Source organism: Streptomyces sp. NPDC001515 (assembly GCF_053597115.1).
The window spans coordinates 1-23,033 of the sequence record NZ_JBSFHN010000048.1; the positions used below are offsets into that span (position 1 = coordinate 1).

The following is a 23,033-nucleotide window of genomic DNA, read 5'->3' on the forward strand; positions in this document are numbered from 1 at the left end:
CCGGTTCTGGCGGGGGGGGGGGCGCGGGGTGGCGCCGACGGGGGGCTGAGGGGCCGCCACCCCCCCGCGGACCTGCCCGGCGGGGCAGGTCCTCGGCGCGTTCGCGGGGGAGCGGGCTCACTCCTCCAGGGTCAGTCCCTTGCGGAGCCTGACCAGCGTGCGGGAGAGGAGCCGCGACACATGCATCTGCGAGATGCCCAGCTCCTCGCCGATCTCCGACTGCGTCATGTTGGCGACGAAGCGGAGCGAGAGGATCCGGCGGTCGCGGGCGGGCAGCGAGGCGATCAGCGGCTTCAGGGACTCGACGTACTCGATGCCTTCGAGCCCGTGGTCCTCGTAGCCGAGCCGGTCGGCCAGCGCGCCCTCGGTCTCGTCCTCCTCGGGCTTGGCGTCCAGCGAGCTGGCGGTGTACGCGTTGCTCGCGGCCATGCCCTCGACGACCTCGTCGTGGGTGATGCCGAGGCGGTCGGCGAGCTCGCCCACGGTGGGCGAGCGGTCGAGCTGCTGGGCGAGCTCGTCGCCCGCCTTGGCCAGGTCCAGCCGCAGTTCCTGCAGGCGGCGCGGGACGCGCACGGACCAGCTGGTGTCGCGGAAGAAGCGCTTGATCTCGCCGATGATGGTCGGCATCGCGAAGGTCGGGAACTCGACGCCCCGGCTCAGCTCGAAGCGGTCGATCGCCTTGATCAGGCCGATCGTGCCGACCTGGATGATGTCCTCCATCGGCTCGCTGCGCGAGCGGAACCGGGAGGCGGCGAACTTGACCAGCGCGAGGTTCAGTTCGACGAGCGTGTTGCGCACGTAGGAGTACTCGTGCGTGCCCTCTTCGAGGGATTCGAGCCGGGCGAAGAGCGTCTTCGACAGCGCCCTGGCGTCCAGCGGGCCCACTTCGGCGTACGGCGGTATCTCGGGAAGTCCTTCGAGACCGTCGCCCGCGGGGGCGGCGCCGGGGTGGGGGTCGGTGTCACGGTCGTGACGGGTGGTGCGGGTGCGCGTGCCGTCCTGGACGGTCGCGGCAGGGGAGTCTGATGCGGTCAGTCCCTGAGGACATGCCGACGTCGCGTCGTGGGTACGCGGTCCGTCGAGCCGGGGTGACATGGTCTCCTCCATCGTTCTCGGCATATGGCTGCCGATGCCCATACGTGTTCCTGCGGTGAAGCGGCGCCTCCGAAGCCGGCCGTGTTGTGGGTGTCCCTCTACCCTTACCCGGTCCGTGCGGCCCCTCACAACCACCAATTGACGCTAAATGTCCGGTTTGTTGAGGTCTTCCGCTACCGCGTGGCGCACGAAACGCGTAGGGTTTCAGCAACGTCAGCGAGAGCTGCAACGCATCTGCATGCGCAGTGATGCAGACAGTGACGAGGCGAAGAGGGACGGGCATGGACCGCGGGACGGTCGGCAGCGCGAACCGGGGGCGGCTTCAGGTCGAGGCCCGGACCGAGGGCCGCAGCGAGGTGGTGACGCCGGTGGGTGAGCTCGATCACCACACGGCCGATCTGCTGCGCGAGCCCTTGGAACAGGCGATCGAGGAGGGGCGTGCGCGTCTCGTGGTCGACTGCTCGCGCCTCGAATTCTGTGATTCCACCGGGCTGAACGTGCTGCTCGGTGCCCGCCTCAAGGCGGAGGCGGCCGGGGGAGGGGTCCATTTGGCCGGAATGCTGCCCGTGGTGGCGCGGGTCTTCGAGATCACCGGGGCCGAGGCGGTCTTCGCCGTCCATGACTCCCTGGAAGAGGCCCTGGACACCTGAGGTGCCCCGTGCCGCGATCCCGGGAACCCCTTCTGTCGCCCTCGTCACGTGATCCGCGAGGATGGCGTGGGTGTTGTCGCGATTCGGCCGGGCAGGAGACCCCTCGGTGGCCGTTCGGCCGGGGCGGGAGACACCTCGGCTGCCGGGCGGCGGGCATACGCCTCCGCGTGGTGCGCCTGTGTCCGTGTCCCCGGCGGTATCCGTAGGGCCAGCAGTATGCGTAGTTCCCAGCAGTATTCGTATTCGTATCCCCAATGGCGACATGGTGAATCGGTGAGGTGAAGCGCTGATGAGCACCACCCGGCAGCATCCGCCGGGCGACCTCGGCCGCGAGCCGGACGGCGCGGGCGCCGACGCCGGCCCGCGTGTGGACGTGGACGCCGGCGCGGCCTCCGCCGAGCGGCAGTGGCGGACGCTGTCGCTGCGACTGTCCGGCGGCATCGTGCCGACGGCGCGTGATTTCGCCCGCCAGGCCCTCCACGACTGGGGGTGGCTCCCCGCGTCGACGGCCGACCGCCGGGCCGCCGCCGAGGACGTCCTGCTGGTCGTCTCGGAGCTGGTCACCAACGCCTGTCTGCACGCGGACGGTCCCGACGAGCTGCGCATCGCCCGGCTGCCGAAGGCCCTGCGGGTCGAGGTGACCGACGGCGGCGCCGGGCAGCCCGCGCCCCGGACCCCGCACCGGGCCGGCCGCCCCGGCGGCCACGGCATGTTCATCGTGCAGCGCCTCTGCCTGGACTGGGGCGTCGTCCGCGTCCCGGGCGAGCCCGGCAAGACCGTCTGGGCGGAGCTGGCCGCGCCCGCCTAGAGCGTGTCTCTTTGATCGGCTGGTCAGTTGATCGGATGTGTCCGTCCGATTAGTGATCACTGATGCTATGTGGGACCGGATCGAGCCGCTGATGCCGGCAGATCCGGTCCGTGGTCGGCGGTGGGCCGATCACCGACGAACCCTGGAGGCCATCGCGTGGAAGTACCGCACCTGCTCGCCCTGGCGGGACCTGCCGGACGAGCTCGGCTCGTTCCAGACGGCCCACAAGCGGCTGATCAGGTGGGCCGTGGACGGCACCTGGGAACGCATCCTCGCCGCGGTCCTTGCAGCGGCCGACGATGCTGACGACATCGGCTGGACCGTGTCGGTGGACTCCACCGTCTGCCGGGCTCACCAGCATTCCGCTGGCGCCAGAAAAAAGGGGCTCCAGGCCGGGCCGAACCCGACGACCACGCACTCGGACGCTCGCGCGGCGGCCTGAGCACGAAGGTCCACCTTGCCAGCGACGCCCGTGCACGGCCCCTGGCCCTCCGCGTCACCGCAGGGCAGGCGGGTGATGCTCCAGCCTTCGAGACCGTCATGGTCGCCATCCGCGTTCCGCGAAGCGGACCGGGGAGACCGAGGACCCGGCCCGATGCGGTCCTGGCGGACCGTGCGTACTCATCCCGCGCGATCCGAAGTCACCTCCGCCGACGCGGAATCCGCGCTGTCATCCCCCAGCCGTCCGACCAGGTCGGCCACCGTCTGCGGCGAGGCAGTGCCGGAGGCCGACCGCCGACCTTCGACGCCGAGGCATACAAGCAGCGCAACGCGGTCGAGCGGTGCATCAACCGGCTCAAGCAATGGCGCGGCCTGGCCATGCGAACGGACAAGCTCGCCATCGCCTACCAGGCCGCACTTCACCTTGCCGCCATCCTCATGTGGAGCCGACGCCGAGCCAGACGTCCGAAGGATTCGTCAGGTCCGCCCATGGAGAATGAGCTGGTTTTGTTCTCCGTCAAAGATGCCGGCCAGGACGTCGGCCTCCTGCCGGTGCCCGTCGAAGAGGCCCCGCTGGTCGACATGCACGATCAGGACGTCGTGGCTGTCGATCACCTCGGAGATGCCCCGGGTCTCAATCGTGTCCGACCACGCGTCCAGGTTCCGGCCGAACCACTCTGGCAGTCCGCACGGCTCGCTCACCGCGTCCCAGAAGTCGTTGAGTGTCTCGATCAGCCGACCCCGCAGGTCAACGATCAGCTCGCTGTCCGTCATCGCAGCAGACTAACCAGCCCCACCACGAGAATCACCGGTCAAGGAGACACGCTCTAGGCGGCGCACCGGCCGCCTCGGCCTTCACGACACCCCCGCGAAGAGCGCGCCGGATCGGCGCGCTCTTTGTCTTCCCTCCACAAGGCCCCGGGCGTACCTTGAGCGCCCAATCTGATGTGTCGTCAGTTAATGGTGCCGCCAGGAGCGGCGCGGGCGACTCCCGGCCTGAGGGGAATTCGAGGTGTCGTACCAGAAGCGAACAGCTCTCGCGCTGGCGTCCGGACTGGCGGCCGCGTCCGTGCTGCTGGCCGCGCCCGCCGCCCACGCGACGGTCGTCGACGTCAACTACCAGTGCAAGACACCGATCGGCGACAAGGCGGCCGTGTCGCCGATCGACATCAAGAGCGTCAAGAGCGGGGGCGGCTACAAGCTGACCATGTCCTTCCAGAAGGGCGTCTCCTCCAGCCCGGTCGAACTGGGCAAGGGCGCGATGAACCCCAGCGCGGTGATCAAGGTCGGCGGCGCCGACCCGGGGGAGGTCCGGGTCTCGGGCCCCGCCAACTCCGCCGCGATCCCCGCCAACAGCCCCATCAAGATCAACGACCTCTCGGGGACGTACACCCCGAAGAAGAGCGGAAAGGTCGACTTCACCGCCGGAGTGCTCACCATCAAGGCGCTCGGTACGACGACGACCTGCACCCCCTCCAACAACCCGGGCCCCTCGCTCAGCCTGGACGTCACCGCGGCGGGCGGCGGCGCCGCCGCCGACACGGGTGGTGACGCACTGCCCAAGACCGGCCCGATGGACTCGGCGGTGGCGCTCGGCACCCTCGGCGGCACGGTGCTGCTGACCGGCGCGGCCGGTGTCCTCTGGCTGACCCGGCGCGGACAGCGCGCCACCGGCTGATCCCGCGCGAACCGCCCCCGCCGTCACGCCCGAGGGAGCCGCCCATGCCGCCGCCGACCGGTCACGTCCTCCGCCTGGCCCTGCCGCTGCTCGTCGCCCTGGGGTGCGTCCTCGCCCCGGCGGCGCCGGCGGGGGCCGCGCCGCGCCCGGCCGCCGCGGCCTGGACGGCGCGGCCCGCCTCGGACGGTACGGCCCCGGACGACGCCCGGCCCTCCTTCTATCTGGAGGGCCTACCGGGCAGCGTGCTCCAGGACCGGCTGTCGATCCTCAACCCGGGGGCGGAGCCGGTGACCGTACGGCTGCGCGGGGCCGACGCGTACAACACGGACGACGGCGGCTTCGCGGTGCGCGGCGCGCACGGCTCCACCGGCACCGGCGCCTGGCTGCGGACGGCGCGCACGGAGGTGACCGTGCCCGCCCGCACCCGGGCCGACGTGCCGGTCTCCTTCACCGTGCCGCGCGACGCGCTGCCCGGTGACCATCCGGGCGCCGTCGTCGCCGAGAGCGGGGGCCGTGCGGTGGGCGTACGGGTACGGCTGCGGGTCGGCGGCCCGACGCTGGCCGCGCTCACCGTGGAGAAGGTGGCGGTCTCCCGGGGGGCCGTCCACTACACGCTGGTCAACCGGGGCAACGCCGTTCTGGTGCCCCGGCTGGCCGTCGAGGCGGACGGGGCGTTCGGGGCGCTGCTGCGGCGCGGCCCGCGCACCCTGCCGGTGGAACTGCTGCCCGGCCAGCGGGTCCGGCTCACCGAACCGTGGCGGGACGCCCCGGCCCTGGACGCGGTCACCGTGCGGCTGCGGGTCACGGCGGCGGGCGGCGCGCACGCCGAGGCGGCGGCCTCCGCGCTCTTCGCCCCGTGGCCGGCCGTGGCCGCGGGCGCGGCGGCGCTCCTGGCCGCCGTCGCCGGGGGCGGATACGCCCTGCGGCGCCGCGTCCGGGGGCGGCGGGACCCGGACCCCGACGGTCCGGGGCGGGTCCCCGGCCCGGATTCCCGACAGCATTCCGACGAGAGGCACCTGGTGAAGGCGGGAGCGGAATCGTGACTCGACGGACCGAAAGCGCGCGGGGGCGGAGCGGGCCGGCGGCGCCCCGGGCCGCACGGCCCCGGGCGGCCGCACTGGCCGCCGCCCTGCTGGCCGTACTCCTGCCGGCCCTGCTGGCCGCCGCACCGGACGCCGCCGCCGCCGACCCGAAACCGGCGCTGACGCTCTCCCAGAAGCAGGCGGGCAAAGGCGGCGAGGTCACGGTCAAGGGCACCGGCTGGCGGCCCGACACCCTGCTGATGATGCTCATCTGCGGGCAGTCCACCCCGGCGCGCGGGGTGATCGGCGGGACGAACTCCTGCGCCAACGGCGACGGCCGGGCCGTCACCACCGACAAGAAGGGCGCGTTCACCAAGAAACTGCCGGTGGCCGAGCCGCCCGCGCCCTGCCCGTGCGTCGTCCACGTCGCCACGGTCACCGGGGAACAGGCCCTGGCCGACGCGCCGTTCGTCGTCGCGGGCCATCCCGTCGCCCCGCTGCCGAAGGAGTCGGGGGAGGGCAGGCTCGCCGTCCTCGCCGCCACTCGGCTGGAGGGCGACAGCGGACTGCTCACCTGGTTCGGCGCCCCGCCCTCGCGCCGGCTCGTGTTCACCGTCGGCAATCTGGGCTCCGCCCCGGTCAAGGACCCGGTCTTCCGGCTCGGCGTCTCGCACGGCGTCTACGCCCCCCAATGGGAGGACCGGCAGTGGCGCGGCACCGTCGAGCCCGGCCGCAAGGCGCTGGTCGAACTGCCCGTGGAGCTGTCGGCGGGCGCCCACGGCGACTACCAGATCTCCCTGAAGTACGGCACGAAGGTGCTGGCCGAGCAGCCCTGGGGGGTCGGCCGCCCGTGGGGCGTGACGCTCTTCTGGATCCTGCTCTGCCTGGTGGTGCCCGCCGCCGTCTTCCGGATCGGCATGGCGGTCGTCGACCGGGTCCGGCCGCGCTCCGGACAGGGAGCCGCCGGGCGCGGTCGGCGCGCCTCCGCCGGCGCCGGAGTGCGCGGCCGGCTGTCGAGACCGCGCCGCGCCCCGGCCTCCGAACCCGCCCCGGCCGCCGCGCCGGGCAGCGCCACCACCGCGGCCCTGCCGTGGTTCACCCCCGAATCCGCACCGTCAGAGCACAGACCGACGACGAAGGGACATTCGTGAGTACGCAACGCAGGACGGTCGCGGCGGGAGTCGCGATGATGATCGGCGGGGCGGGCATGCTGTTGGCCGCGAGCCCGGCCCAGGCCGCCGACATCTCGTTCAAGACGGAGTGCGTCCCGCCGGCCGTCTCCCAGCTGCCGCCCATCGAGGGCACCACGAAGGTGCAGCTGACCGCGCCCGCCGAGGCCAAGGTCGGCGACACCGTCGAGGTCGTGTGGAAGACGCTCCAGCCCGCCTCCAACAATCCCGACGTCATCGACCTCAAAAAGGACACGGTCAAGCCGTCCGGGACGATCAAGCTGGGCGGCGCCGCCACCGGGGACCTGAAGGTGGAGGGGCCCCGCCAGAATCCGGCCATCCCCAAGAAGAGCCCGATGGTCATGTCGGACATGAAGGGGTCGCTGAAGCTGGAGAAGGCCGGTGAGCTGACGCTGACCCCGGACGCCTACACGCTCAACGTCTCCTGGCCCGTCTCCACGGACACCAAGTGCACGCCCAAGGAGACCGTGCGGCCCGGCGCGACGATCAAGGTCACCGAGGGCGGCGGGGGCACCACCGGAGGCACCACCTCGGGCTCCACGACCGCCGGCGGCACCACGGCCGGCGGGACGACCACGGGCGGCACCACGGCCGGCGGCACCACGGCGGGCGGCACCACCTCCGGGGGCACGACCTCCGGCGGCACCACGAGCGGCGGCACGACGGCGGGCGGCACCACCTCCGGCGGGACGACCGGCGGATCCGGCGGCGCCACCGACTTCCCGGGCAAGGAGGTCTCCGTCCACTTCGCCTGCGAGTCGCCCGGACCGGCCGACATCGCCTCCAAGGTCACGATCAACGCCAAGAGGAACGGCGGCGCCTTCGCCCTCACGGTCAAGACCGCCAAGGGCGTCATGGACAGCCCGGCGGACCTGCCGGCGGGCGCGCTCAAGCCGTCGATGAAGGTCGTCCTCGGCGGCGCCGACAAGGGCGCGGTCAATGTCGCGGGTCCGGGCAATCCGGAGCCGCTGACCAAGGGCAAGCCGGTCAACCTGCCCGATATGACCGGTACGTACAAGCCGGGCGCCTCCGGGAAGTCGACGCTCACGCCCGGCACCCTCCAGATCGACGTCACCCTGGGCAGCGCGAAGATTCCGATCGCCTGCAAGGTCAAGGGCGCGGTCCAGGCCTCGCTCGAACTCGACACCACCGCCCAGGAAGGCGGCGCGGCGGGCGGCGGCGACGCGGCCTCCGGCGGCGCGGCGGGTGGCGGCACGGCCTCCGGCGGCGGGCTGGCCGCCACCGGCGCCGAGGACAACGGGGCGCTGCGCGCCCTCGGCCTGGTCGCCGGCACGGCGATCCTGCTCGGCGGCGCGGTGTTCACCTTCACCCCGTGGCGCCGGCTGCGCGCGGGCCGGTGACCCGGACCGCGTAGAACCCCTCCGCCGGTGACCCGGACGGCAGAACCCGTACGGCGAAGGGGCCGTCGCACCGCGAAACGGTGCGACGGCCCCTTCGTTCGCTTACGGAGCGGGCGGCTCAGCTCACATCGCCCATCCGCCGGGCGATGCTCCGGCGCGACATCCAGATGCCGACACCGGCGACCACGGCGAGGACCACCTCGACGGCGACCGCCCCCGTGGTGTCCAGGTCGACACCGACCGGCGGAGCGGTGAGCAGACCGGTCAGCGAGTCACCGGCGGTGACCGCGAGGAACCAGACGCCCATCATCTGGGAGCCGTACTTCGCGGGGGCCATCTTCGTGGTCACCGACAGGCCGACGGGGGAGAGGCACAGCTCCGCGACGGTCTGGACGAAGTAGATCGCCACCAGCCACATCGGGCTGACCTTGCCGCCGTTGGCGGCCGTGTCGATCAGCGGGATCAGGAACACCGCGAAGGAGGCGCCGATCAGCACCAGGCTGGAGGCGAACTTGACCGCGGTGCTCGGCTCCTTGCCGCGCTTGTTCAGCCACAGCCACCCCGAGGCCAGCACGGGGGCCATCGCCATCACGAAGATCGGGTTCAGCGACTGGTACCAGGAGGTCGGGAAGTCGAACCCGAGCAGGGTGTTCGTCGTCGAGTTCTCACCGAAGATCGACAGGGTCGAACCGTTCTGGTCGTAGATCATCCAGAAGACGGCGGCGACGACGAAGAACCAGATGTAGCCGGAGAGCTTGGACTGCTCGGTGGCCGTCAGCTCCTTGTCCCGCTTCATCCGGGCCAGGACGGTGATCGGGATGACCAGTCCGGCGATGCTGAGCGGCACGGTGGCCCAGTCGGCGAAGTTCCCGGTGATGCCGAGCAGGCCGTACAGAACGACCGCGACGATCATCCAGATCATGCCCTTGCGCAGGGCCGAGCGCTTCTGCTCCTCCGTCGCCGGGGTGGTGACGACGCTGCTCTGCGGGCTCAGGTGGCGGGTGCCCAGCATGAACTGGGCGAGGCCCAGCGCCATGCCGATCGCGGCCAGCGCGAAGCCGAAGTGCCAGTTGACGTTCTCGCCGACCGTGCCGATGGAGAGCGGGGCGAGGAAGGCGCCGATGTTGATGCCGATGTAGAAGAGCGTGAACCCTCCGTCGCGGCGCGGGTCCTCCGGCCCCTTGTAGAGGTGGCCGACCATCGTGGAGATGTTGGCCTTCAGCAGCCCGGAGCCGAGCGCGACCAGGGCCAGGCCGGCGAAGAAGCTCGCCGAGTTCGGCACCGCGAGGGTGATGTGGCCCAGGATGACGACGCCGCCGCCGATGGCGACCGTCCTGCGCGGTCCCCAGAACCGGTCGGCCACCCAGCCGCCCGGCATGGTCAGCAGATAGACCATCGACATGTACGCGGAGTAGATCGCCGTCGCGGTGGTGGCGTTCATGTGCAGGCCGCCGGGCGCGATCAGATAGAGCGGGAGCAGCGCCTTCATCCCGTAGAAGCTGTACCGCTCCCACATCTCGGTCATGAAGAGCGTGGCCAGACCGCGGGGGTGGCCGAAGAAGGTCTTCTCGCCGCCCGCGGTGCTCGCCGGGTCCTTCGTCAGGCTGGACGCCATGATCGATCCTTGTGTGCTCGGGACGCGGCGCTCGTGAGCGGGACGCGCCCGGTGGGGGGAGGCCGGCACCTGCGCGGGTACGCCCACCACGCAGGGATCCACGCCCGGTCACGCCCTCGTCGGCGTGCCGGGCCCGGCCCACAGGTCATTCACTGGTTGTTCCGGGCCGGCGGGTACCGGCCCCGCACGCGGAAGGACCCCGGGCGTGAACAGCTGCCCAAGGGTCCTTGAGTCGTGCAACAGGCGTTCAAACACCATACGGCACGACAGAAGTCGATATACCAGGACTTGTTAGATGGATCACAGGTCAGAGGGTGTCCACACTCTCCTGTTCGAAGGTCCGGGCGCCAGTCGGGCGCTGACCCGAAGGCCCCGCGCATCACCTCACGCCTTCTCGCGTCCGCGGACTACCATCAGTCCATGACCCGTGTACTGCTCGCCGAGGACGACGCATCCATCTCGGAGCCGCTGGCCCGCGCCCTGCGGCGGGAGGGATACGAGGTCGAGGTCCGCGAGGACGGCCCCACGGCGCTCGACGCCGGACTCCAGGGCGGCGTCGATCTGGTCGTGCTCGACCTGGGGCTGCCCGGGATGGACGGCCTCGAAGTCGCCCGCAGGCTCCGTGCCGAGGGCCACACCGTGCCGGTCCTCGTGCTGACCGCCCGCGCCGACGAGGTGGACACCGTCGTCGGCCTCGACGCCGGGGCGGACGACTACGTCACCAAGCCCTTCCGGCTGGCCGAGCTCCTCGCCCGGGTCCGGGCCCTGCTGCGCCGCGGCTCCGCCGAGCCCGCCCCGCAGCCCGCCACCCACGGCGTCCGGATCGACGTCGAATCCCACCGCGCCTGGATGGGCGAGGAGGAACTGCAGCTCACCGCCAAGGAGTTCGACCTGCTGCGGGTCCTCGTCCGGGACGCCGGCCGGGTCGTCACCCGCGACCAGCTGATGCGCGAGGTCTGGGACACCACCTGGTGGTCGTCGACCAAGACCCTCGACATGCACATCTCCTGGCTCCGCAAGAAGCTCGGCGACGACGCCGCCAACCCCCGCTACATCGCCACGGTCCGCGGCGTCGGCTTCCGCTTCGAGAAGAGCTGACGCGCCCCGGTCCCACGAGCTGACGAACACCAGAGGCCGCCATGCGCCGACGCCTGATCAACTCCACCCTCGCCGTGGTCCTCGTGGTGATCGCGGTCTTCGGCGTCTCCCTCGTCATCGTCGAGACCCGCACCATCAGCACCAGCGCCCAGGAGAGCGTGGACTCCGAGGCGCTGCGGCTGATCAGCGTGATCGAGAGCCGGCTGCTGGGCGCCGAGCGCATCAACCCCGGGGTGCTCGCCGAGCAGATCGACGACACGCGCTACGCCCTGGTCAAGATGCCCGGCCGCGCCCCGATCGAGGTCGGTGAGCGCCCCAGCGGCAGTGTGATCAGCGCCACCGAGGAGGGTGAGCACGGCGAACGGGTCACGGTCGAGGAGTCCCGCTCCGCCGTCACCCGCGAGGTGGGCCGCACCCTGCTGATCATCGGCGCGGTGGCCCTGCTGGCCATCGTCTCCGCCGTGCTGCTGGCCGTACGCCAGGCCAACAAGCTGGCCTCCCCGCTGACCGACCTCGCCGAGACGGCGGAACGGCTGGGCTCGGGCGACCCCCGCCCGCGCCACAAGCGCTACGGGGTGCCGGAGCTGGACCGGGTCGCCGACGTCCTGGACGCCTCCGCCGAACGGATCGCGCGGATGCTCACCGCCGAGCGCCGGCTCGCCGCCGACGCCTCCCACCAGCTCCGCACCCCCCTCACCGCGCTCTCCATGCGGATCGAGGAGATCTCCGTCACCGACGACCCGGACACGGTGAAGGAGGAGGCGAACATCGCCCTCGCCCAGGTCGAGCGGCTCACCGACGTCGTCCAGCGGCTGCTCACCAACGCCCGGGACCCGCGCACCGGCTCCGCCGTCGTCTTCGACCTGGACGAGATCGTCAAGCAGCAGATCGAGGAGTGGCGCCCGGCCTACCGCAGCGAGGGCCGTGCCATCGTCTGCTCCGGCAAGCACGGGCTGAGCGCCGTCGGCACCCCCGGCGCGGTCGCCCAGGTGCTGGCCGCGCTGATCGAGAACTCGCTCATGCACGGGGGCGGTACGGTCGCGCTGCGCACCCGGGTCACCGGGAACCAGGCGGTCATCGAGGTGACGGACGAGGGGCCGGGCGTCCCGGCCGACCTCGGCGCCCGGATCTTCGAGCGGACCATCAGCGGCCGCAACTCCACGGGCATCGGCCTCGCGGTGGCCCGCGACCTCGCGGAGGCGGACGGCGGACGGCTGGAACTGCTCCAGCAGCAGCCGCCGGTCTTCGCGCTCTTCCTCAGCCAGGTGGCCCTGCCCCGGAAGGAACCGGAACGTCCGGTGAGGTGACGCGGGCGGTACGGCTCCGGGTCGGCGGAGGGTCAGCGCCGGGCGGTGTCCGCCTCGACGCGGACGACCGCGGCCGGTGCGGGGGCGGGCACCTGCACCGGCCGGGCGGCGGACGCGGGCTCCTCGGCGGCGGGGCTCAGGGCGGGCTCTTTGGCGGGCAGCGCCCGGAAGACCCAGGTCCGGTACGACCAGAAGCGGAACAGCGTCGCGATGCCGATGCCGAGGACCTTGAAGACATTGCTCTGGACCGGGGTGTCCCAGCCGAACCAGTACGTCGCCGCGTACAGCACGCCGGTCTCGATGACCGCGCCCACCGCGCTGAACAGCAGGAACAGCGTCAGCTCACGGGTGCGGCCGGTCTTGTCGCGGTCCCGGTACGTCCAGTAGCGGAAGCCGACGTAGTTGAAGAGGATCGCGACGAACGTCGCCAGCAGACCCGCCCGGACCGTCGGGATGTCCGTGTAGCGCCACAGCAGATTGGACACGGCGATGTTCACGACCAGGCCGACCGCGCCGACCACGCCGAACTTGGCGATCTCCCGGGCCAGCAGCTCCAGCCGCGCCCGTAGTGCGCCCCGTTCGCTCATGGTCTCGTTCAGCCCGTCTGTCGGTTCCGCTCCGTGTTCCGTCAACCCAGCCATGCTAACCAGGGGATCCGTTCGCCGCCCGTGAGTACCGGTACAGGTGTGGCGAGGCTGTGACAGCCGCCACCCCCGGACCGCCCGCCTCCGCGTCCCGAGGGCGTCGTCGGGCGCCGCCGGGCGGTGCGGATACCCTGGACGGGTGACGTTCCCGGTAGTCGGCATGGTCGGTGGCGGACAGCTCGCCCGTATGACCCACGAGGCGGGCATCCCCCTCGGCATCAAGTTCAAGCTCCTCAGTGACACCGCTCAGGACTCGGCGGCCCAGGTGGTGGGCGAAGTCGTCGTCGGCGACTATCGCGACCTGGACACGCTGCGCGCCTTCGCGCGCGGCTGCGATGTGATCACCTTCGATCACGAGCACGTGCCCACCGAGCATCTGCGGGCCCTGGAGGCGGACGGCATCCCCGTGCGCCCCGGTCCGGACGCGCTGGTGCACGCCCAGGACAAGGGGGTGATGCGCGCGAAGCTCACCGAGATCGGCGCGCCCTGCCCCCGCCACCGCATCGTGGAGGACCCGGCCGACGCCGCGGCCTTCGCCGAGGAGACCGGGGGCTTCCCCGTCGTCCTCAAGACCGTGCGCGGCGGCTACGACGGCAAGGGCGTGTGGGTGGTCCGCTCCGAGGCGGACGCGGCCGAGCCCTTCCGGGCGGGCGTCCCGGTCCTCGCCGAGGAGAAGGTCGACTTCGTACGGGAGCTGGCGGCCAACATCGTCCGCTCCCCGCACGGCCAGGCCGTCGCCTACCCGGTGGTCGAGTCCGTCCAGGTCGACGGCGTCTGCGACACGGTGATCGCCCCGGCGCCCGAGCTGGACGAGGCACTGGCGGGCGAGGCCCAGCAGCTCGCCCTGCGCATCGCGGCCGAGCTGGGCGTGGTCGGGCACCTCGCCGTGGAGCTGTTCGAGACCCGTGACGGCCGCATTCTCGTCAACGAGCTCGCCATGCGCCCGCACAACTCCGGCCACTGGACCATGGACGGCGCGATCACCTCGCAGTTCGCCAACCACGTCCGGGCGGTCCTCGACCTCCCGCTCGGCGACCCGCGCCCGCGCGCCCCCTGGACGGTCATGTGCAACGTCCTGGGCGGCGACTACCCGGACATGTACCAGGGCTATCTGCACTGCATGGCCCGGGACCCGCAGCTCAAGATCCACATGTACGGCAAGGACGTGAAGCCCGGCCGCAAGGTCGGCCACGTCAACACCTACGGCGACGATCTGGCGGACGTGCGCGAGCGCGCCCGGCACGCGGCCGACTACCTGCGAGGAACGATCACCGAATGACCTCCCCCGCCTCCACCGCCCCGGTCGTCGGCATCGTCATGGGCTCGGACTCCGACTGGCCCGTCATGGAAGCCGCGGCCAAGGCCCTGGACGAGTTCGAGATCCCGTACGAGGTCGACGTCGTCTCCGCCCACCGCATGCCGCGCGAGATGATCGCCTACGGCGAGGAGGCGGCCGGCCGCGGCCTCCGGGCGATCATCGCGGGCGCCGGCGGCGCCGCGCACCTGCCCGGCATGCTCGCCTCCGTCACCCCGCTGCCCGTCATCGGCGTCCCCGTCCCGCTGAAGTACCTGGACGGCATGGACAGCCTGATGTCCATCGTCCAGATGCCCGCCGGCATCCCGGTCGCCACCGTCTCCATCGCGGGCGCGCGCAACGCCGGACTGCTGGCGGTCCGGATGCTCGCCGCGCACGACGAGGAGCTGCGGGCGAGGATGACGGAGTTCCTCTCGGACCTGAACGGCCAGGCCACCGAGAAGGGCAAGCGCCTGCGGAGCAAGGTCCGGGGCGCCGACTCCTTCGGCTTCGGAAAGTAGGACGGCGATGGACCGGCTGGCAGAGGCGCGCGCACTCCTCGCGGAGTACCCCGTAGTGGACGGTCACAACGACCTCCCGTGGGCACTGCGCGAACAGGTCGGCTACGACCTGGACGCCCGCGACATCGCCACCGACCAGTCGGCCCATCTGCACACCGACCTGCCCCGGCTGCGCGCCGGGGGCGTCGGCGCCCAGTTCTGGTCCGTCTACGTACGCTCCGACCTGGCCGGCGACGATGCCGTGGCCGCCACGCTGGAGCAGATCGACGTGGTCGCCGAACTGCTCGGCCGCTACCCCGACGACCTTCGGCGCGCCCTGACCGCCGACGACATGGAGGCCGCCCGCGCCGAGGGCCGGATCGCCTCCCTGATGGGGGCCGAGGGCGGGCACTCCATCCACAACTCGCTGGGCACCCTGCGGGCCCTGCACACCCTGGGCGTCCGCTACATGACGCTCACCCACAACGACAACATCGCCTGGGCGGACTCCGCGACGGACGAGCCGGGCGTCGGCGGGCTCTCCGCGTTCGGCCACGAGGTCGTCCGCGAGATGAACCGCACCGGCATGCTGGTCGACCTCTCGCACGTCGCGGCGACCACGATGCGCGACGCGCTCGCCACCACCACGGCGCCGGTGATGTTCTCGCACTCGTCCTCGCGGGCCGTCTGCGACCACCCGCGCAACATCCCCGACGACGTCCTCGCCCTGCTGCCCGCCAACGGCGGCATCGCGATGGCCACCTTCGTGCCGAAGTTCGTCCTGCCGGAGGCCGTCGCCTGGACGAAGGCCGCCGACGAGAACCTGCGCGCCCACGGCCTGCACCACCTGGACACCACCGAGCGGGCGATGAAGCTGCACGCCGCGTTCGAGGCGGCGCACCCCCGCCCGGTCGCCACCGCGGCCACCATCGCGGACCATCTGGACCACATGCGCGAGGTCGCGGGCATCGACCACATCGGCATCGGCGGCGACTACGACGGCACCGCGTTCCTCCCGCGGGGCCTGGAGAGCGTCGCCGGCTACCCGAACCTGATCGCCGAACTCCTCGGCCGCGGCTGGTCCGCCGCCGACCTGTCCAAGCTGACCTGGCGCAACGCCGTACGGGTGCTGCGCGCCGCCGAGGACGTGGCCCGCGAGCAGCAGGCGCTGCGCGGCCCGTCGCACGCCACGATCGAGCAGCTGGACGCCCCGGCGGCCTGAGCCACCGGGGCGCCGCCCCCAGCCCTTCTCAGCCGGCGCAGAGACAGAAGGGGTGCCCCGCCGGATCGGCGTAGACCCGGAAGCTGCGCTTCCGGTCGTCCGCCTCCAGCACGGTCGCGCCCAGCGCCAGCACCTCGCGCTCGGCCGCGTCCAGATCCTCCACGGTCAGGTCCAGGTGGAACTGCTGCGAGGCGTCCGGGCGGGGCCACGCCGGCGGGACGAACCCGGGCGCGGCCTGGAAGGCGAGCGGCGCCCCGGCGCCGCCCGTGAGATCCACCCAGCCCTCCTGCCGCTCGATCTCGCCGCCGATCAGCGCGGCGTAGAAGGTCGCCAGGGCGACGGGGTCGGGGCAGTCCAGGACGACGGAACCCACTGTTGCCAGAGCCATGGTGCTTCCTCCTCGGGCGGAACGACGGACAGGCGGTTACCGCTTGAGTCGCTCAACCGGTAACCGTTACTGCATGCTGCCGCATGGGAGGTAACGTCGCAACCATGAATGAGAGGGATTCCGCGCCCGGTGGACTCGCGCTGGTCGAAGCGCTGGTCAACACCCTGGACGTCGAGACGGGCGCGGACACCCTGGACACGGCGGACGGGCGCGCCGCCTTCGCCCTCGCGGAGCCGGACGTGCCGGCGGCGCGGGCGCTGCGCGAGGCCCTGCGCGCGGCCTGTCTGGCCCATGCGGGCCACCGCCCCGACGACGCTGCGCTCCGCGCGCTGGACGGGCTGCTGGCCGAAGCGCCGCTGAGGGTCGCCGTGGACGGTGCGGGCGGGGCCGCGCTGCGGCCGGCGGAGGAGCCGCCGGGGCTCACGGCCCGGGTCGCGGCAGCCGTGGCCGCCGCCGCCGCGGACGGCACCTGGGCCCGGCTCAAGGCGTGCGAGGCGGCGGACTGCCGGTGGGCGTACTACGACCGCAGCCCGGCGGGGCGCCGCCGCTGGTGCTCGATGTCGGTGTGCGGGGCGCGCGCCAAGATGCGCGCCTACCGCGCGAGGCGCGGCTGAGCGGGGCCGGGGCTCAGGCCTTCGGGCGGCCCATCGCGCGGAACGTCCAGCCGGCCGCGCGCCAGACCTCCGGGTCCAGGGCGTTGCGGCCGTCCAGGAGGACGCGGCGCCCGGCCACGGTGCCCAGGGCCTCCGGGTCGAGCGCGCGGAACTCGCTCCACTCCGTCAGGTGCAGGACGACGTCCGCGCCGCGCACCGCGTCCAGGGCGGAGTCGGCGTAGCCGAGGGTGGGGAAGAGGCGGCGGGCGTTGTCCATGCCCTTGGGGTCGTAGACGGTGACCTGGCCGCCCTGGAGGTGGATCTGGCCGGCGACGTTCAGTGCGGGGGAGTCGCGCACGTCGTCGGAGTCCGGCTTGAAGGTGGCGCCGAGCACCGCGACGCGGCGGCCGAGGAAGCTCCCGCCGACGGCCTCGCGGGCCAGCTCCACCATGTGGCCCCGGCGGCGCATGTTGATGGAGTCGACCTCGCGCAGGAAGGTGAGGGCCTGATCGGCGCCCAGTTCACCGGCGCGGGCCATGAAGGCGCGGATGTCCTTGGGGAGGCAGCCGCCGCCGAAACCGATGCCGGCCCGGAGGAACTTGCTCCCGATCCGCTCGTCGTGGCCGATGGCCTCGGCCAGCTTCACCACGTCGCCGTCGGCGGCCTCGCAGACCTCCGCCATGGCGTTGATGAAGGAGATCTTGGTGGCGAGGAAGGAGTTGGCGGACGTCTTCACCAGTTCGGCGGTGGGGAAGTCGGTCACCACGAAGGGGGACCCCTCCGCGATCGGCCCCGCGTACACCTCGCGCAGCAGCTTCTCGGCGCGTTCGCTCTCCACGCCGGCGACGATCCGGTCCGGGTGCAGGGTGTCCTGGACGGCGAAGCCCTCGCGCAGGAACTCCGGGTTCCAGGCCAGCTCGGCCCCCTCGCCCGCCGGGGCCAGCTCCGCCAGGCGCGCCGCGAGCCGGGCCGCCGAGCCGACCGGCACGGTGGACTTGCCGACGACCAGGGCGGGCCGGGTGAGCAGGGGGGCCAGGGAGTCGAAGGCGCTGTCGACGTAGCTCATGTCGCAGGCGTACTCGCCCTGCTTCTGGGGGGTGTTCGTGCAGACGAAGTGCACATCGCCGAACTCGGCGACCTCGGCCCACGAGGTGGTGAAGCGCAGCCGTCCGGTGGAGCCCTCGATGCCCGCGACGTGCCGGCGCAGGATCTCCTCCAGCCCGGGTTCGTACATCGGCACCCGGCCCGCCGACAGCAGCTCGATCTTCTCGGGCACGATGTCGAGGCCCAGGACGTCGAAGCCCAGCTCTGCCATGGCCGCGGCGTGGGTGGCGCCGAGGTAGCCGGTGCCGATCACAGTGATCCTGAGGGCCATGAACGTGCTCCTGTGAGATGCGGGCAGACGTGCGGTGCACGAGCATAGTCCTGGCCCCTGGACCGGCCCGTTCCGGCTGTCGTGAAGCTCACGGCCCGCGTCCGTATGCCGGGGCCGGGGCGGACCCCTAAAATTGGGTTACTTAACGGTAGTTAGCAGCTTGGGGAGTGAGCGTCTTGGCGGGTTCGACCGATTTCGACCTGTACCGTCCGGCCGAGGAGCACGAGATGCTCCGTGAGACGGTGCGTGCGCTCGCCGAGGCGAAGATCGCCCCGTTCGCGGCCGCGGTCGACGAGGAGGCCCGCTTCCCGCAGGAGGCGCTGGACGCCCTCACCGCCGCCGACCTGCACGCGGTCCACGTACCGGAGGAGTACGGCGGCGCCGGCGCCGACGCGCTCGCCACCGTCATCGTGATCGAGGAGGTGGCCCGCGCCTGCGCCTCCTCCTCCCTGATCCCGGCCGTCAACAAGCTCGGCTCGCTCCCGGTGATCCTCTCCGGCTCCGAGGACCTGAAGAAGAAGTACCTGGGCCCGCTGGCCAAGGGCCAGGGCATGTTCTCGTACTGCCTCTCCGAGCCCGACGCCGGTTCCGACGCGGCCGGCATGAAGACCCGCGCGGTCCGCGACGGCGACTTCTGGGTCCTCAACGGCGTGAAGCGCTGGATCACCAACGCGGGCGTCTCCGAGTACTACACGGTCATGGCGGTCACCGACCCGACCAAGCGCTCCAAGGGAATCTCGGCCTTCGTCGTCGAGAAGTCGGACGAGGGCGTCTCCTTCGGCGCCCCGGAGAAGAAGCTCGGCATCAAGGGCTCCCCGACCCGCGAGGTCTACTTCGACAACGTCCGCATCCCCGCCGACCGCATGATCGGCGAGGAGGGCACCGGCTTCGCCACCGCGATGAAGACCCTGGACCACACCCGCATCACCATCGCGGCCCAGGCGCTCGGCGTCGCCCAGGGCGCCCTGGACTACGCCAAGGGCTACGTCCAGGAGCGCAAGCAGTTCGGCAAGCCGATCGGTGACTTCCAGGGCGTGCAGTTCATGCTCGCCGACATGGCGATGAAGCTGGAGGCGGCCCGCCAGCTGACCTACTCCGCCGCCGCCAAGTCCGAGCGCGTCGACGGCGACCTCACCTTCTTCGGCGCCGCCGCCAAGTGCTTCGCCTCCGACGTCGCCATGGAGATCACCACCGACGCCGTCCAGCTGCTCGGCGGCTACGGCTACACCCGGGACTACCCCGTGGAGCGGATGATGCGCGACGCCAAGATCACCCAGATCTACGAGGGCACGAACCAGGTCCAGCGCATCGTGATGGCCAGGAACCTGCCGTAACCACGCCCCCCGAAGCCCCGCCCCGGACCCGTTCCGGCGGTGGGGCTTCGCGCGTTCGCTACGCCCCCTCGTTCCGGCGCACCATCTCGTCGATCCAGGCCGGGGCGTAGGGGGAGGTGCAGCCGCGGGGCGTCGGGTAGTCCTTGAGGACTTCCAGCCGTTCGCCGATGGCGCGGGCCCGCGCCCGGTGCGCGGGGTGGGAGATGCCGATCTGGGCCAGGCAGTGGTTCATCGCCCACTGCAAGCGGTCCGGGGCGTCCTTCAGCTCCGCCTCGATCACGTCGAGCAGCGCGCCCAGGTCCAGTCCGTCCGGCCTCTTCGCCACCCGCTCGGTGGTCAGCGCCCAGCCGGCGGCGGCGACCACCGGATCGGGGTCGGCGGACCAGGCGAGGCGCAGCTCCTCGGCGTGCGGGCTCTTCTTCACCACGTAGGTCACGAGCCAGTCGAGGACCTTGGGCGCCCGTGCCTCGCGGACCATGGCGTCCAGCCGGTCCCGGGTGAACGCCTTCGGACGGCAGACCAGCAGGGCCAGCAGCCGGGCGGCGGTGTCGCCCGTGTCCCACAGCTCCTCCGCCAGGTCCTGCCGGGTCTTCAGCCGCTTGGCCAGCGCGCGCAGCTTTCCGAGGTTCACCCCGTGGTCGTCGCCGTGCCGCTCGTTCACCGCTCGCGCCCGGGGGTCCTCCAGCGCGGCCAGCTCGGACATCACCTCGGCCACCGTCGTCCCGATCACCGGAACCTCCCGTTCCTCGCTCACGGAACGCAGCCTACGACCGGGCACCGACACCCGCCCCGTCCGTTCGGCCCGCTCGGGCATGATCGACGGCATGGGACATCCGCATCTGCCGAGCACCGAGGCCGCCGTCACCGCGATCCGCGAGGTCGCCCGCGCGTACGGCCTGGAGATGACCGTCACCGACGACATCGGTGCCGACCAGACCTCGCGCCGCACCTCGGCGGGCGCCTTCGCCGTTCTCGACACCGACGGCTCGCTGCCGCACGAGGCGTTCGTCGAGCTGGGCGGCACGCCCGCCGTCACCGTCCAGGTCTTCCCCGAGGACGACGCGCGGATCACCGTCGACGGGGTCGAGTTCCACGACGTCCCCCGCGACTCCGTGCCCGCCTTCCTGCGCTCCGTGTACGGCGGCACGGCCTTCGTGAGGGGGAAGCTCTTCCCGCCCGGCCAGTGGCTCGTGGTCCCGCTGCCCGGGGACGAGACGTACCGGGAACTCGTCCCGCGCACCCTGCTCAGCCCCTGGCTGGCCCGTCACTTCCGCGACTGAGTGGACGAGACGGAGCCGCAGGGCCCGGCCGCAGGCACCGCATGACGGCGTTCGGCACGCGTGAGCGGCGGATTCGGGAGGGCGTAGGGGAACGCCGAAGGGCCCGGACGGCGCGTCCGGGCCCTTCGGCCGTGGTCAGTTGTCGGTGACCGTGACCTTCTCGTCGTTCTTCAGCTGCTCGACCAGCTGCTTGACCTTGGCCTTGTCCCAGACCAGGTTGCCGCCGGTGGATCCGGAGATCGGCATGTTCAGGGAGGTGCCGTCGCCGCCCGTGACGTCCTTGAGGGCGAAGAACATCTGGCCCAGGGACCACAGGGACATGTCCTTGTCGACGATCAGCGTGTCCAGGCCGGCGCCCATCGTCGGGTACAGCTTGAACGGGTTGAGGATCGTGGACGGGGTCGCCGTCTGGGCGGCCAGGGCCGAGAGGAACTTCTGCTGGTTCTTCGTGCGGTCCAGGTCGGAGGTGAAGGCGTGCCGGGTCCGGACGAAGGCGAGGGCCTGCTGGCCGTCCAGGGTCTGCTTGCCCGCCTGGAAGTCGGCGCCGGACCACTTGTCCTTGAAGGCCTTCGGGATGTCCAGCTCCACCCCGCCGATCGAGTCCACGATCTTGGCGAAGCCACCGAAGCCGATCTCCACGTAGTGGTCGATACGGAGGCCGGTGTTGAACTCCACCGTGCGGACGAGCAGCTCCGGGCCGTCCTCGGCGTACGCCGCGTTCAGCTTGGTGGTCCGGCCCTTGCCCGGGTACCGCTTGCCGGACTCGGAGCCGACGAACGAGGGGATCTCGACGTTCGAGTCACGGGGCAGCGAGACCAGCGTCGGGCCGTTCGAGCCGTCGTGCAGGATCATCATCGAGTCGGTCCGCTTGCCCTCGGCCGAGCCCGTGTGCAGCCGCTTCTTGTCGTCGGCCGTCATGCCCTCGCGGCTGTCGGAGCCGACGATCAGGTAGTTCGTCCCGTCGCCGCCCTCGGGCCGCTCGATGACCTTGGAGAGGTCGACCTCGCGCTTCAGCTTGGAGTCGGCCCAGAAGTACGTGCCGATGGAGACCGCCAGCACCACGACCACCAGGGTCAGCGCGCCGATCTTGATCCGGCGCCGCCAGTCGGGCGCGGCCGCCGGGCGGCCCTGCGGATATCCGCCGCCCCCCGGCCCGTCGCCCTGGCCTCCGCCCCGGCCGCCGCCGTAGACCTGGCCGGTGTTGTACCCGCTGTCGTACTGCGGGCCCTCGTCGTAGCCCGCGGGCTGCTGCGGCACCGGCCGCTGCCTCGGGGGCGCGGGCCGCTGCCGGGGCGGGGCGGGACGGCGCTGGACATGCGGCATCGAGCGGGCGCCCTCGGGCCGGTCGCTCATGCTTCCCTGCCCGTAGCGGTCGCCGCTGCGGTTGTCGTCGCTCCAGCCCTCGGGCCACTCGTTCATACGGACCAGTGTGCAGGCCGGGGGCGCCGCTCCTACAGGGGATGAGGGAAATCGGGCCGCGCCTGTTGCGAAGCTGATGCATTGCGACGGGCTCCGGGGCCGCGCATAAGGTGGAGGGCATGACAGATCAGGCCCCGCGCCCGGAGGATGACATTCCGGGCAAGCCCACCGCAGCCTCGCGGACCACGCTCAGCCACATCATGACCGGCAACGACACCAATCTGCTGGGTACGGTGCACGGCGGCGTGATCATGAAACTGGTCGACGACGCGGCGGGCGCGGTGGCCGGACGGCACTCGGGCGGGCCCGCGGTGACGGCCTCGATGGACGAGATGGTCTTCCTGGAGCCGGTCCGCGTCGGCGATCTCGTGCACGTCCGCGCCCAGGTCAACTGGACCGGCCGCTCCTCCATGGAGGTCGGCGTCCGCGTCATGGCCGAGCGCTGGAACGAGTCCACCCCCGCCACGCAGGTCGGCACCGCCTATCTGGTGTTCGCGGCGGTCGACGCGGACGGCAGGCCGCGCCGCGTCCCGCCCGTCGTCCCGGAGACCGAGCGCGACAAGCGGCGCTACCAGGAGGCCCAGATCCGCCGCACCCACCGGCTGGCCCGGCGCCGCGCCATCAAGGAACTGCGCGAGCAGCGCGCCGCCGACGGCATCGAGGACGAGTAGCCGACCCCGGGGCCCTCCCGGCCCCCCGCCCCGCCCGGGAGGGCCCCG

General features: G+C 72.0%; 23 protein-coding genes and 1 pseudogene. 16 read left to right on the forward strand and 8 right to left on the reverse strand.

All coding sequences use genetic code 11. The annotated features are described in order from the left end of the window. Positions 1 to 117 precede the first annotated feature (117 nt). Entirely contained in the window at positions 118 to 1,095 is a 978-nt protein-coding gene (locus tag ACWCXC_RS34080) for an RNA polymerase sigma factor SigF (RefSeq protein ID WP_450683441.1), read from the reverse strand. Between the two features lie 281 nt (positions 1,096 to 1,376). On the opposite strand from ACWCXC_RS34080, the gene ACWCXC_RS34085 reads away from it, so the two are divergent. The 3 genes and pseudogenes from ACWCXC_RS34085 to ACWCXC_RS34095 form a co-directional block, all read left to right on the forward strand. After that, positions 1,377 to 1,745 carry an STAS domain-containing protein gene (locus ACWCXC_RS34085; RefSeq protein ID WP_450683398.1) on the forward strand — a complete coding sequence of 123 codons (369 nt, stop codon included), beginning with the start codon at positions 1,377 to 1,379 and terminating at the stop codon, positions 1,743 to 1,745. Between the two features lie 289 nt (positions 1,746 to 2,034). Then, positions 2,035 to 2,553, forward strand: coding sequence for an ATP-binding protein (locus ACWCXC_RS34090; protein ID WP_450683399.1), 519 nt, complete (start codon positions 2,035 to 2,037; stop codon positions 2,551 to 2,553). 67 nt (positions 2,554 to 2,620) lie between these two features. Continuing rightward, positions 2,621 to 3,462, forward strand: a pseudogene (locus ACWCXC_RS34095) (IS5 family transposase); the annotation flags it as partial. A gap of 9 nt (positions 3,463 to 3,471) precedes the next feature. Here the strand turns inward: ACWCXC_RS34095 and ACWCXC_RS34100 are convergent. Continuing rightward, positions 3,472 to 3,768 (reverse strand): barstar family protein, encoded by a 297-nt coding sequence (locus ACWCXC_RS34100; protein ID WP_450891515.1) that lies wholly within the window; start codon positions 3,766 to 3,768, stop codon positions 3,472 to 3,474. Between the two features lie 238 nt (positions 3,769 to 4,006). Here ACWCXC_RS34100 and ACWCXC_RS34105 point away from each other — a divergent pair, with 238 nt between their 5' ends. From ACWCXC_RS34105 to ACWCXC_RS34120, 4 genes are read left to right on the forward strand one after another with little or no spacing between them, the layout of a single operon-like run. Beyond that, a complete protein-coding gene (locus tag ACWCXC_RS34105) occupies positions 4,007 to 4,672 on the forward strand; it encodes an LPXTG cell wall anchor domain-containing protein (RefSeq protein WP_450683400.1) in 666 nt (221 codons plus the stop codon). A 44-nt stretch (positions 4,673 to 4,716) separates the two neighbouring features. Then, positions 4,717 to 5,715, forward strand: a complete 999-nt coding sequence (locus ACWCXC_RS34110) for a COG1470 family protein (RefSeq protein ID WP_450891516.1) — start codon at positions 4,717 to 4,719, stop codon at positions 5,713 to 5,715. Beyond that, positions 5,712 to 6,845, forward strand: coding sequence for a hypothetical protein (locus tag ACWCXC_RS34115; protein ID WP_450891517.1), 1,134 nt, complete (start codon positions 5,712 to 5,714; stop codon positions 6,843 to 6,845). The genes ACWCXC_RS34110 and ACWCXC_RS34115 overlap by 4 nt, the downstream gene beginning before the upstream one ends. 35 nt (positions 6,846 to 6,880) lie before the next feature. After that, entirely contained in the window at positions 6,881 to 8,245 is a 1,365-nt protein-coding gene (locus ACWCXC_RS34120; RefSeq protein WP_450891529.1) for a hypothetical protein, read from the forward strand. Between the two features lie 118 nt (positions 8,246 to 8,363). Here ACWCXC_RS34120 and ACWCXC_RS34125 read toward each other — a convergent pair whose 3' ends face one another. Beyond that, positions 8,364 to 9,860, reverse strand: a complete 1,497-nt coding sequence (locus ACWCXC_RS34125) for a peptide MFS transporter (protein WP_450683403.1) — start codon at positions 9,858 to 9,860, stop codon at positions 8,364 to 8,366. A gap of 420 nt (positions 9,861 to 10,280) precedes the next feature. Here ACWCXC_RS34125 and ACWCXC_RS34130 point away from each other — a divergent pair, with 420 nt between their 5' ends. Further along, positions 10,281 to 10,958, forward strand: a complete 678-nt coding sequence (locus ACWCXC_RS34130; protein WP_450683404.1) for a response regulator transcription factor — start codon at positions 10,281 to 10,283, stop codon at positions 10,956 to 10,958. Between the two features lie 41 nt (positions 10,959 to 10,999). Next, positions 11,000 to 12,265, forward strand: a complete 1,266-nt coding sequence (locus ACWCXC_RS34135) for an ATP-binding protein (RefSeq protein ID WP_450683405.1) — start codon at positions 11,000 to 11,002, stop codon at positions 12,263 to 12,265. A 32-nt stretch (positions 12,266 to 12,297) separates the two neighbouring features. On the opposite strand, the gene ACWCXC_RS34140 is transcribed toward ACWCXC_RS34135, so the two are convergent. Then, positions 12,298 to 12,852, reverse strand: a complete 555-nt coding sequence (locus ACWCXC_RS34140) for a GtrA family protein (protein WP_450683443.1) — start codon at positions 12,850 to 12,852, stop codon at positions 12,298 to 12,300. A gap of 196 nt (positions 12,853 to 13,048) precedes the next feature. Here ACWCXC_RS34140 and ACWCXC_RS34145 point away from each other — a divergent pair, with 196 nt between their 5' ends. The 3 genes from ACWCXC_RS34145 to ACWCXC_RS34155 are packed head-to-tail and all read left to right on the forward strand — an operon-like array spanning position 13,049 to position 15,925. Beyond that, positions 13,049 to 14,188 carry a 5-(carboxyamino)imidazole ribonucleotide synthase gene (locus ACWCXC_RS34145; RefSeq protein ID WP_450683406.1) on the forward strand — a complete coding sequence of 380 codons (1,140 nt, stop codon included), beginning with the start codon at positions 13,049 to 13,051 and terminating at the stop codon, positions 14,186 to 14,188. After that, on the forward strand, positions 14,185 to 14,724 hold the full coding sequence (gene purE / locus ACWCXC_RS34150) for a 5-(carboxyamino)imidazole ribonucleotide mutase (protein ID WP_450683407.1): 540 nt from the start codon (positions 14,185 to 14,187) through the stop codon (positions 14,722 to 14,724). Before ACWCXC_RS34145 ends, purE begins: the two co-directional genes overlap by 4 nt. 7 nt (positions 14,725 to 14,731) lie before the next feature. Next, the gene (locus ACWCXC_RS34155) at positions 14,732 to 15,925 is read left to right on the forward strand and encodes a dipeptidase (RefSeq protein WP_450683408.1); all 1,194 of its coding nucleotides are present in this window, start codon (positions 14,732 to 14,734) and stop codon (positions 15,923 to 15,925) included. 28 nt (positions 15,926 to 15,953) lie between these two features. On the opposite strand, the gene ACWCXC_RS34160 is transcribed toward ACWCXC_RS34155, so the two are convergent. After that, positions 15,954 to 16,313: a VOC family protein gene (locus ACWCXC_RS34160; protein ID WP_450683409.1), complete on the reverse strand. Its 360-nt coding sequence runs from the start codon at positions 16,311 to 16,313 to the stop codon at positions 15,954 to 15,956. 104 nt (positions 16,314 to 16,417) lie between these two features. Between ACWCXC_RS34160 and ACWCXC_RS34165 the strand changes: the two genes are divergently transcribed. Next, positions 16,418 to 16,927: a CGNR zinc finger domain-containing protein gene (locus ACWCXC_RS34165; RefSeq protein WP_450891518.1), complete on the forward strand. Its 510-nt coding sequence runs from the start codon at positions 16,418 to 16,420 to the stop codon at positions 16,925 to 16,927. Between the two features lie 13 nt (positions 16,928 to 16,940). Here the strand turns inward: ACWCXC_RS34165 and ACWCXC_RS34170 are convergent, their stop codons facing one another. Next, positions 16,941 to 18,281: a UDP-glucose dehydrogenase family protein gene (locus ACWCXC_RS34170; protein WP_450683411.1), complete on the reverse strand. Its 1,341-nt coding sequence runs from the start codon at positions 18,279 to 18,281 to the stop codon at positions 16,941 to 16,943. 176 nt (positions 18,282 to 18,457) lie between these two features. Between ACWCXC_RS34170 and ACWCXC_RS34175 the strand changes: the two genes are divergently transcribed. Then, positions 18,458 to 19,615, forward strand: coding sequence for an acyl-CoA dehydrogenase family protein (locus tag ACWCXC_RS34175; protein ID WP_450683412.1), 1,158 nt, complete (start codon positions 18,458 to 18,460; stop codon positions 19,613 to 19,615). Between the two features lie 58 nt (positions 19,616 to 19,673). Here ACWCXC_RS34175 and ACWCXC_RS34180 read toward each other — a convergent pair whose 3' ends face one another. Next, complete coding sequence (locus tag ACWCXC_RS34180; RefSeq protein WP_450683444.1) at positions 19,674 to 20,318, reverse strand: DNA alkylation repair protein; 645 nt, start codon at positions 20,316 to 20,318, stop codon at positions 19,674 to 19,676. 121 nt (positions 20,319 to 20,439) lie between these two features. Here ACWCXC_RS34180 and ACWCXC_RS34185 point away from each other — a divergent pair, with 121 nt between their 5' ends. Beyond that, entirely contained in the window at positions 20,440 to 20,895 is a 456-nt protein-coding gene (locus ACWCXC_RS34185; protein ID WP_450683413.1) for a hypothetical protein, read from the forward strand. A 135-nt stretch (positions 20,896 to 21,030) separates the two neighbouring features. Here ACWCXC_RS34185 and ACWCXC_RS34190 read toward each other — a convergent pair whose 3' ends face one another. After that, the gene (locus ACWCXC_RS34190) at positions 21,031 to 22,314 is read right to left on the reverse strand and encodes an LCP family protein (RefSeq protein WP_450891519.1); all 1,284 of its coding nucleotides are present in this window, start codon (positions 22,312 to 22,314) and stop codon (positions 21,031 to 21,033) included. 119 nt (positions 22,315 to 22,433) lie between these two features. On the opposite strand from ACWCXC_RS34190, the gene ACWCXC_RS34195 reads away from it, so the two are divergent. Further along, positions 22,434 to 22,985, forward strand: a complete 552-nt coding sequence (locus ACWCXC_RS34195; RefSeq protein ID WP_450683415.1) for an acyl-CoA thioesterase — start codon at positions 22,434 to 22,436, stop codon at positions 22,983 to 22,985. Positions 22,986 to 23,033: the final 48 nt, after the last annotated feature.

What these genes read in the sequence shown, in the direction of transcription:
- ACWCXC_RS34080 (WP_450683441.1), bottom strand. Translation starts at nt 1,095, where the DNA reads ATGTCACCCCGGCTCGACGGACCGCGTACCCACGACGCGACGTCGGCA.
- ACWCXC_RS34085 (WP_450683398.1), top strand. Translation starts at nt 1,377, where the DNA reads ATGGACCGCGGGACGGTCGGCAGCGCGAACCGGGGGCGGCTTCAGGTC.
- ACWCXC_RS34090 (WP_450683399.1), top strand. Translation starts at nt 2,035, where the DNA reads ATGAGCACCACCCGGCAGCATCCGCCGGGCGACCTCGGCCGCGAGCCG.
- ACWCXC_RS34100 (WP_450891515.1), bottom strand. Translation starts at nt 3,768, where the DNA reads ATGACGGACAGCGAGCTGATCGTTGACCTGCGGGGTCGGCTGATCGAG.
- ACWCXC_RS34110 (WP_450891516.1), top strand. Translation starts at nt 4,717, where the DNA reads ATGCCGCCGCCGACCGGTCACGTCCTCCGCCTGGCCCTGCCGCTGCTC.
- ACWCXC_RS34120 (WP_450891529.1), top strand. Translation starts at nt 6,881, where the DNA reads ATGATGATCGGCGGGGCGGGCATGCTGTTGGCCGCGAGCCCGGCCCAG.
- ACWCXC_RS34125 (WP_450683403.1), bottom strand. Translation starts at nt 9,860, where the DNA reads ATGGCGTCCAGCCTGACGAAGGACCCGGCGAGCACCGCGGGCGGCGAG.
- ACWCXC_RS34130 (WP_450683404.1), top strand. Translation starts at nt 10,281, where the DNA reads ATGACCCGTGTACTGCTCGCCGAGGACGACGCATCCATCTCGGAGCCG.
- ACWCXC_RS34135 (WP_450683405.1), top strand. Translation starts at nt 11,000, where the DNA reads ATGCGCCGACGCCTGATCAACTCCACCCTCGCCGTGGTCCTCGTGGTG.
- ACWCXC_RS34140 (WP_450683443.1), bottom strand. Translation starts at nt 12,852, where the DNA reads ATGAGCGAACGGGGCGCACTACGGGCGCGGCTGGAGCTGCTGGCCCGG.
- purE (WP_450683407.1), top strand. Translation starts at nt 14,185, where the DNA reads ATGACCTCCCCCGCCTCCACCGCCCCGGTCGTCGGCATCGTCATGGGC.
- ACWCXC_RS34155 (WP_450683408.1), top strand. Translation starts at nt 14,732, where the DNA reads ATGGACCGGCTGGCAGAGGCGCGCGCACTCCTCGCGGAGTACCCCGTA.
- ACWCXC_RS34160 (WP_450683409.1), bottom strand. Translation starts at nt 16,313, where the DNA reads ATGGCTCTGGCAACAGTGGGTTCCGTCGTCCTGGACTGCCCCGACCCC.
- ACWCXC_RS34165 (WP_450891518.1), top strand. Translation starts at nt 16,418, where the DNA reads ATGAATGAGAGGGATTCCGCGCCCGGTGGACTCGCGCTGGTCGAAGCG.
- ACWCXC_RS34170 (WP_450683411.1), bottom strand. Translation starts at nt 18,281, where the DNA reads ATGGCCCTCAGGATCACTGTGATCGGCACCGGCTACCTCGGCGCCACC.
- ACWCXC_RS34180 (WP_450683444.1), bottom strand. Translation starts at nt 20,318, where the DNA reads ATGTCCGAGCTGGCCGCGCTGGAGGACCCCCGGGCGCGAGCGGTGAAC.
- ACWCXC_RS34185 (WP_450683413.1), top strand. Translation starts at nt 20,440, where the DNA reads ATGGGACATCCGCATCTGCCGAGCACCGAGGCCGCCGTCACCGCGATC.
- ACWCXC_RS34190 (WP_450891519.1), bottom strand. Translation starts at nt 22,314, where the DNA reads ATGAACGAGTGGCCCGAGGGCTGGAGCGACGACAACCGCAGCGGCGAC.
- ACWCXC_RS34195 (WP_450683415.1), top strand. Translation starts at nt 22,434, where the DNA reads ATGACAGATCAGGCCCCGCGCCCGGAGGATGACATTCCGGGCAAGCCC.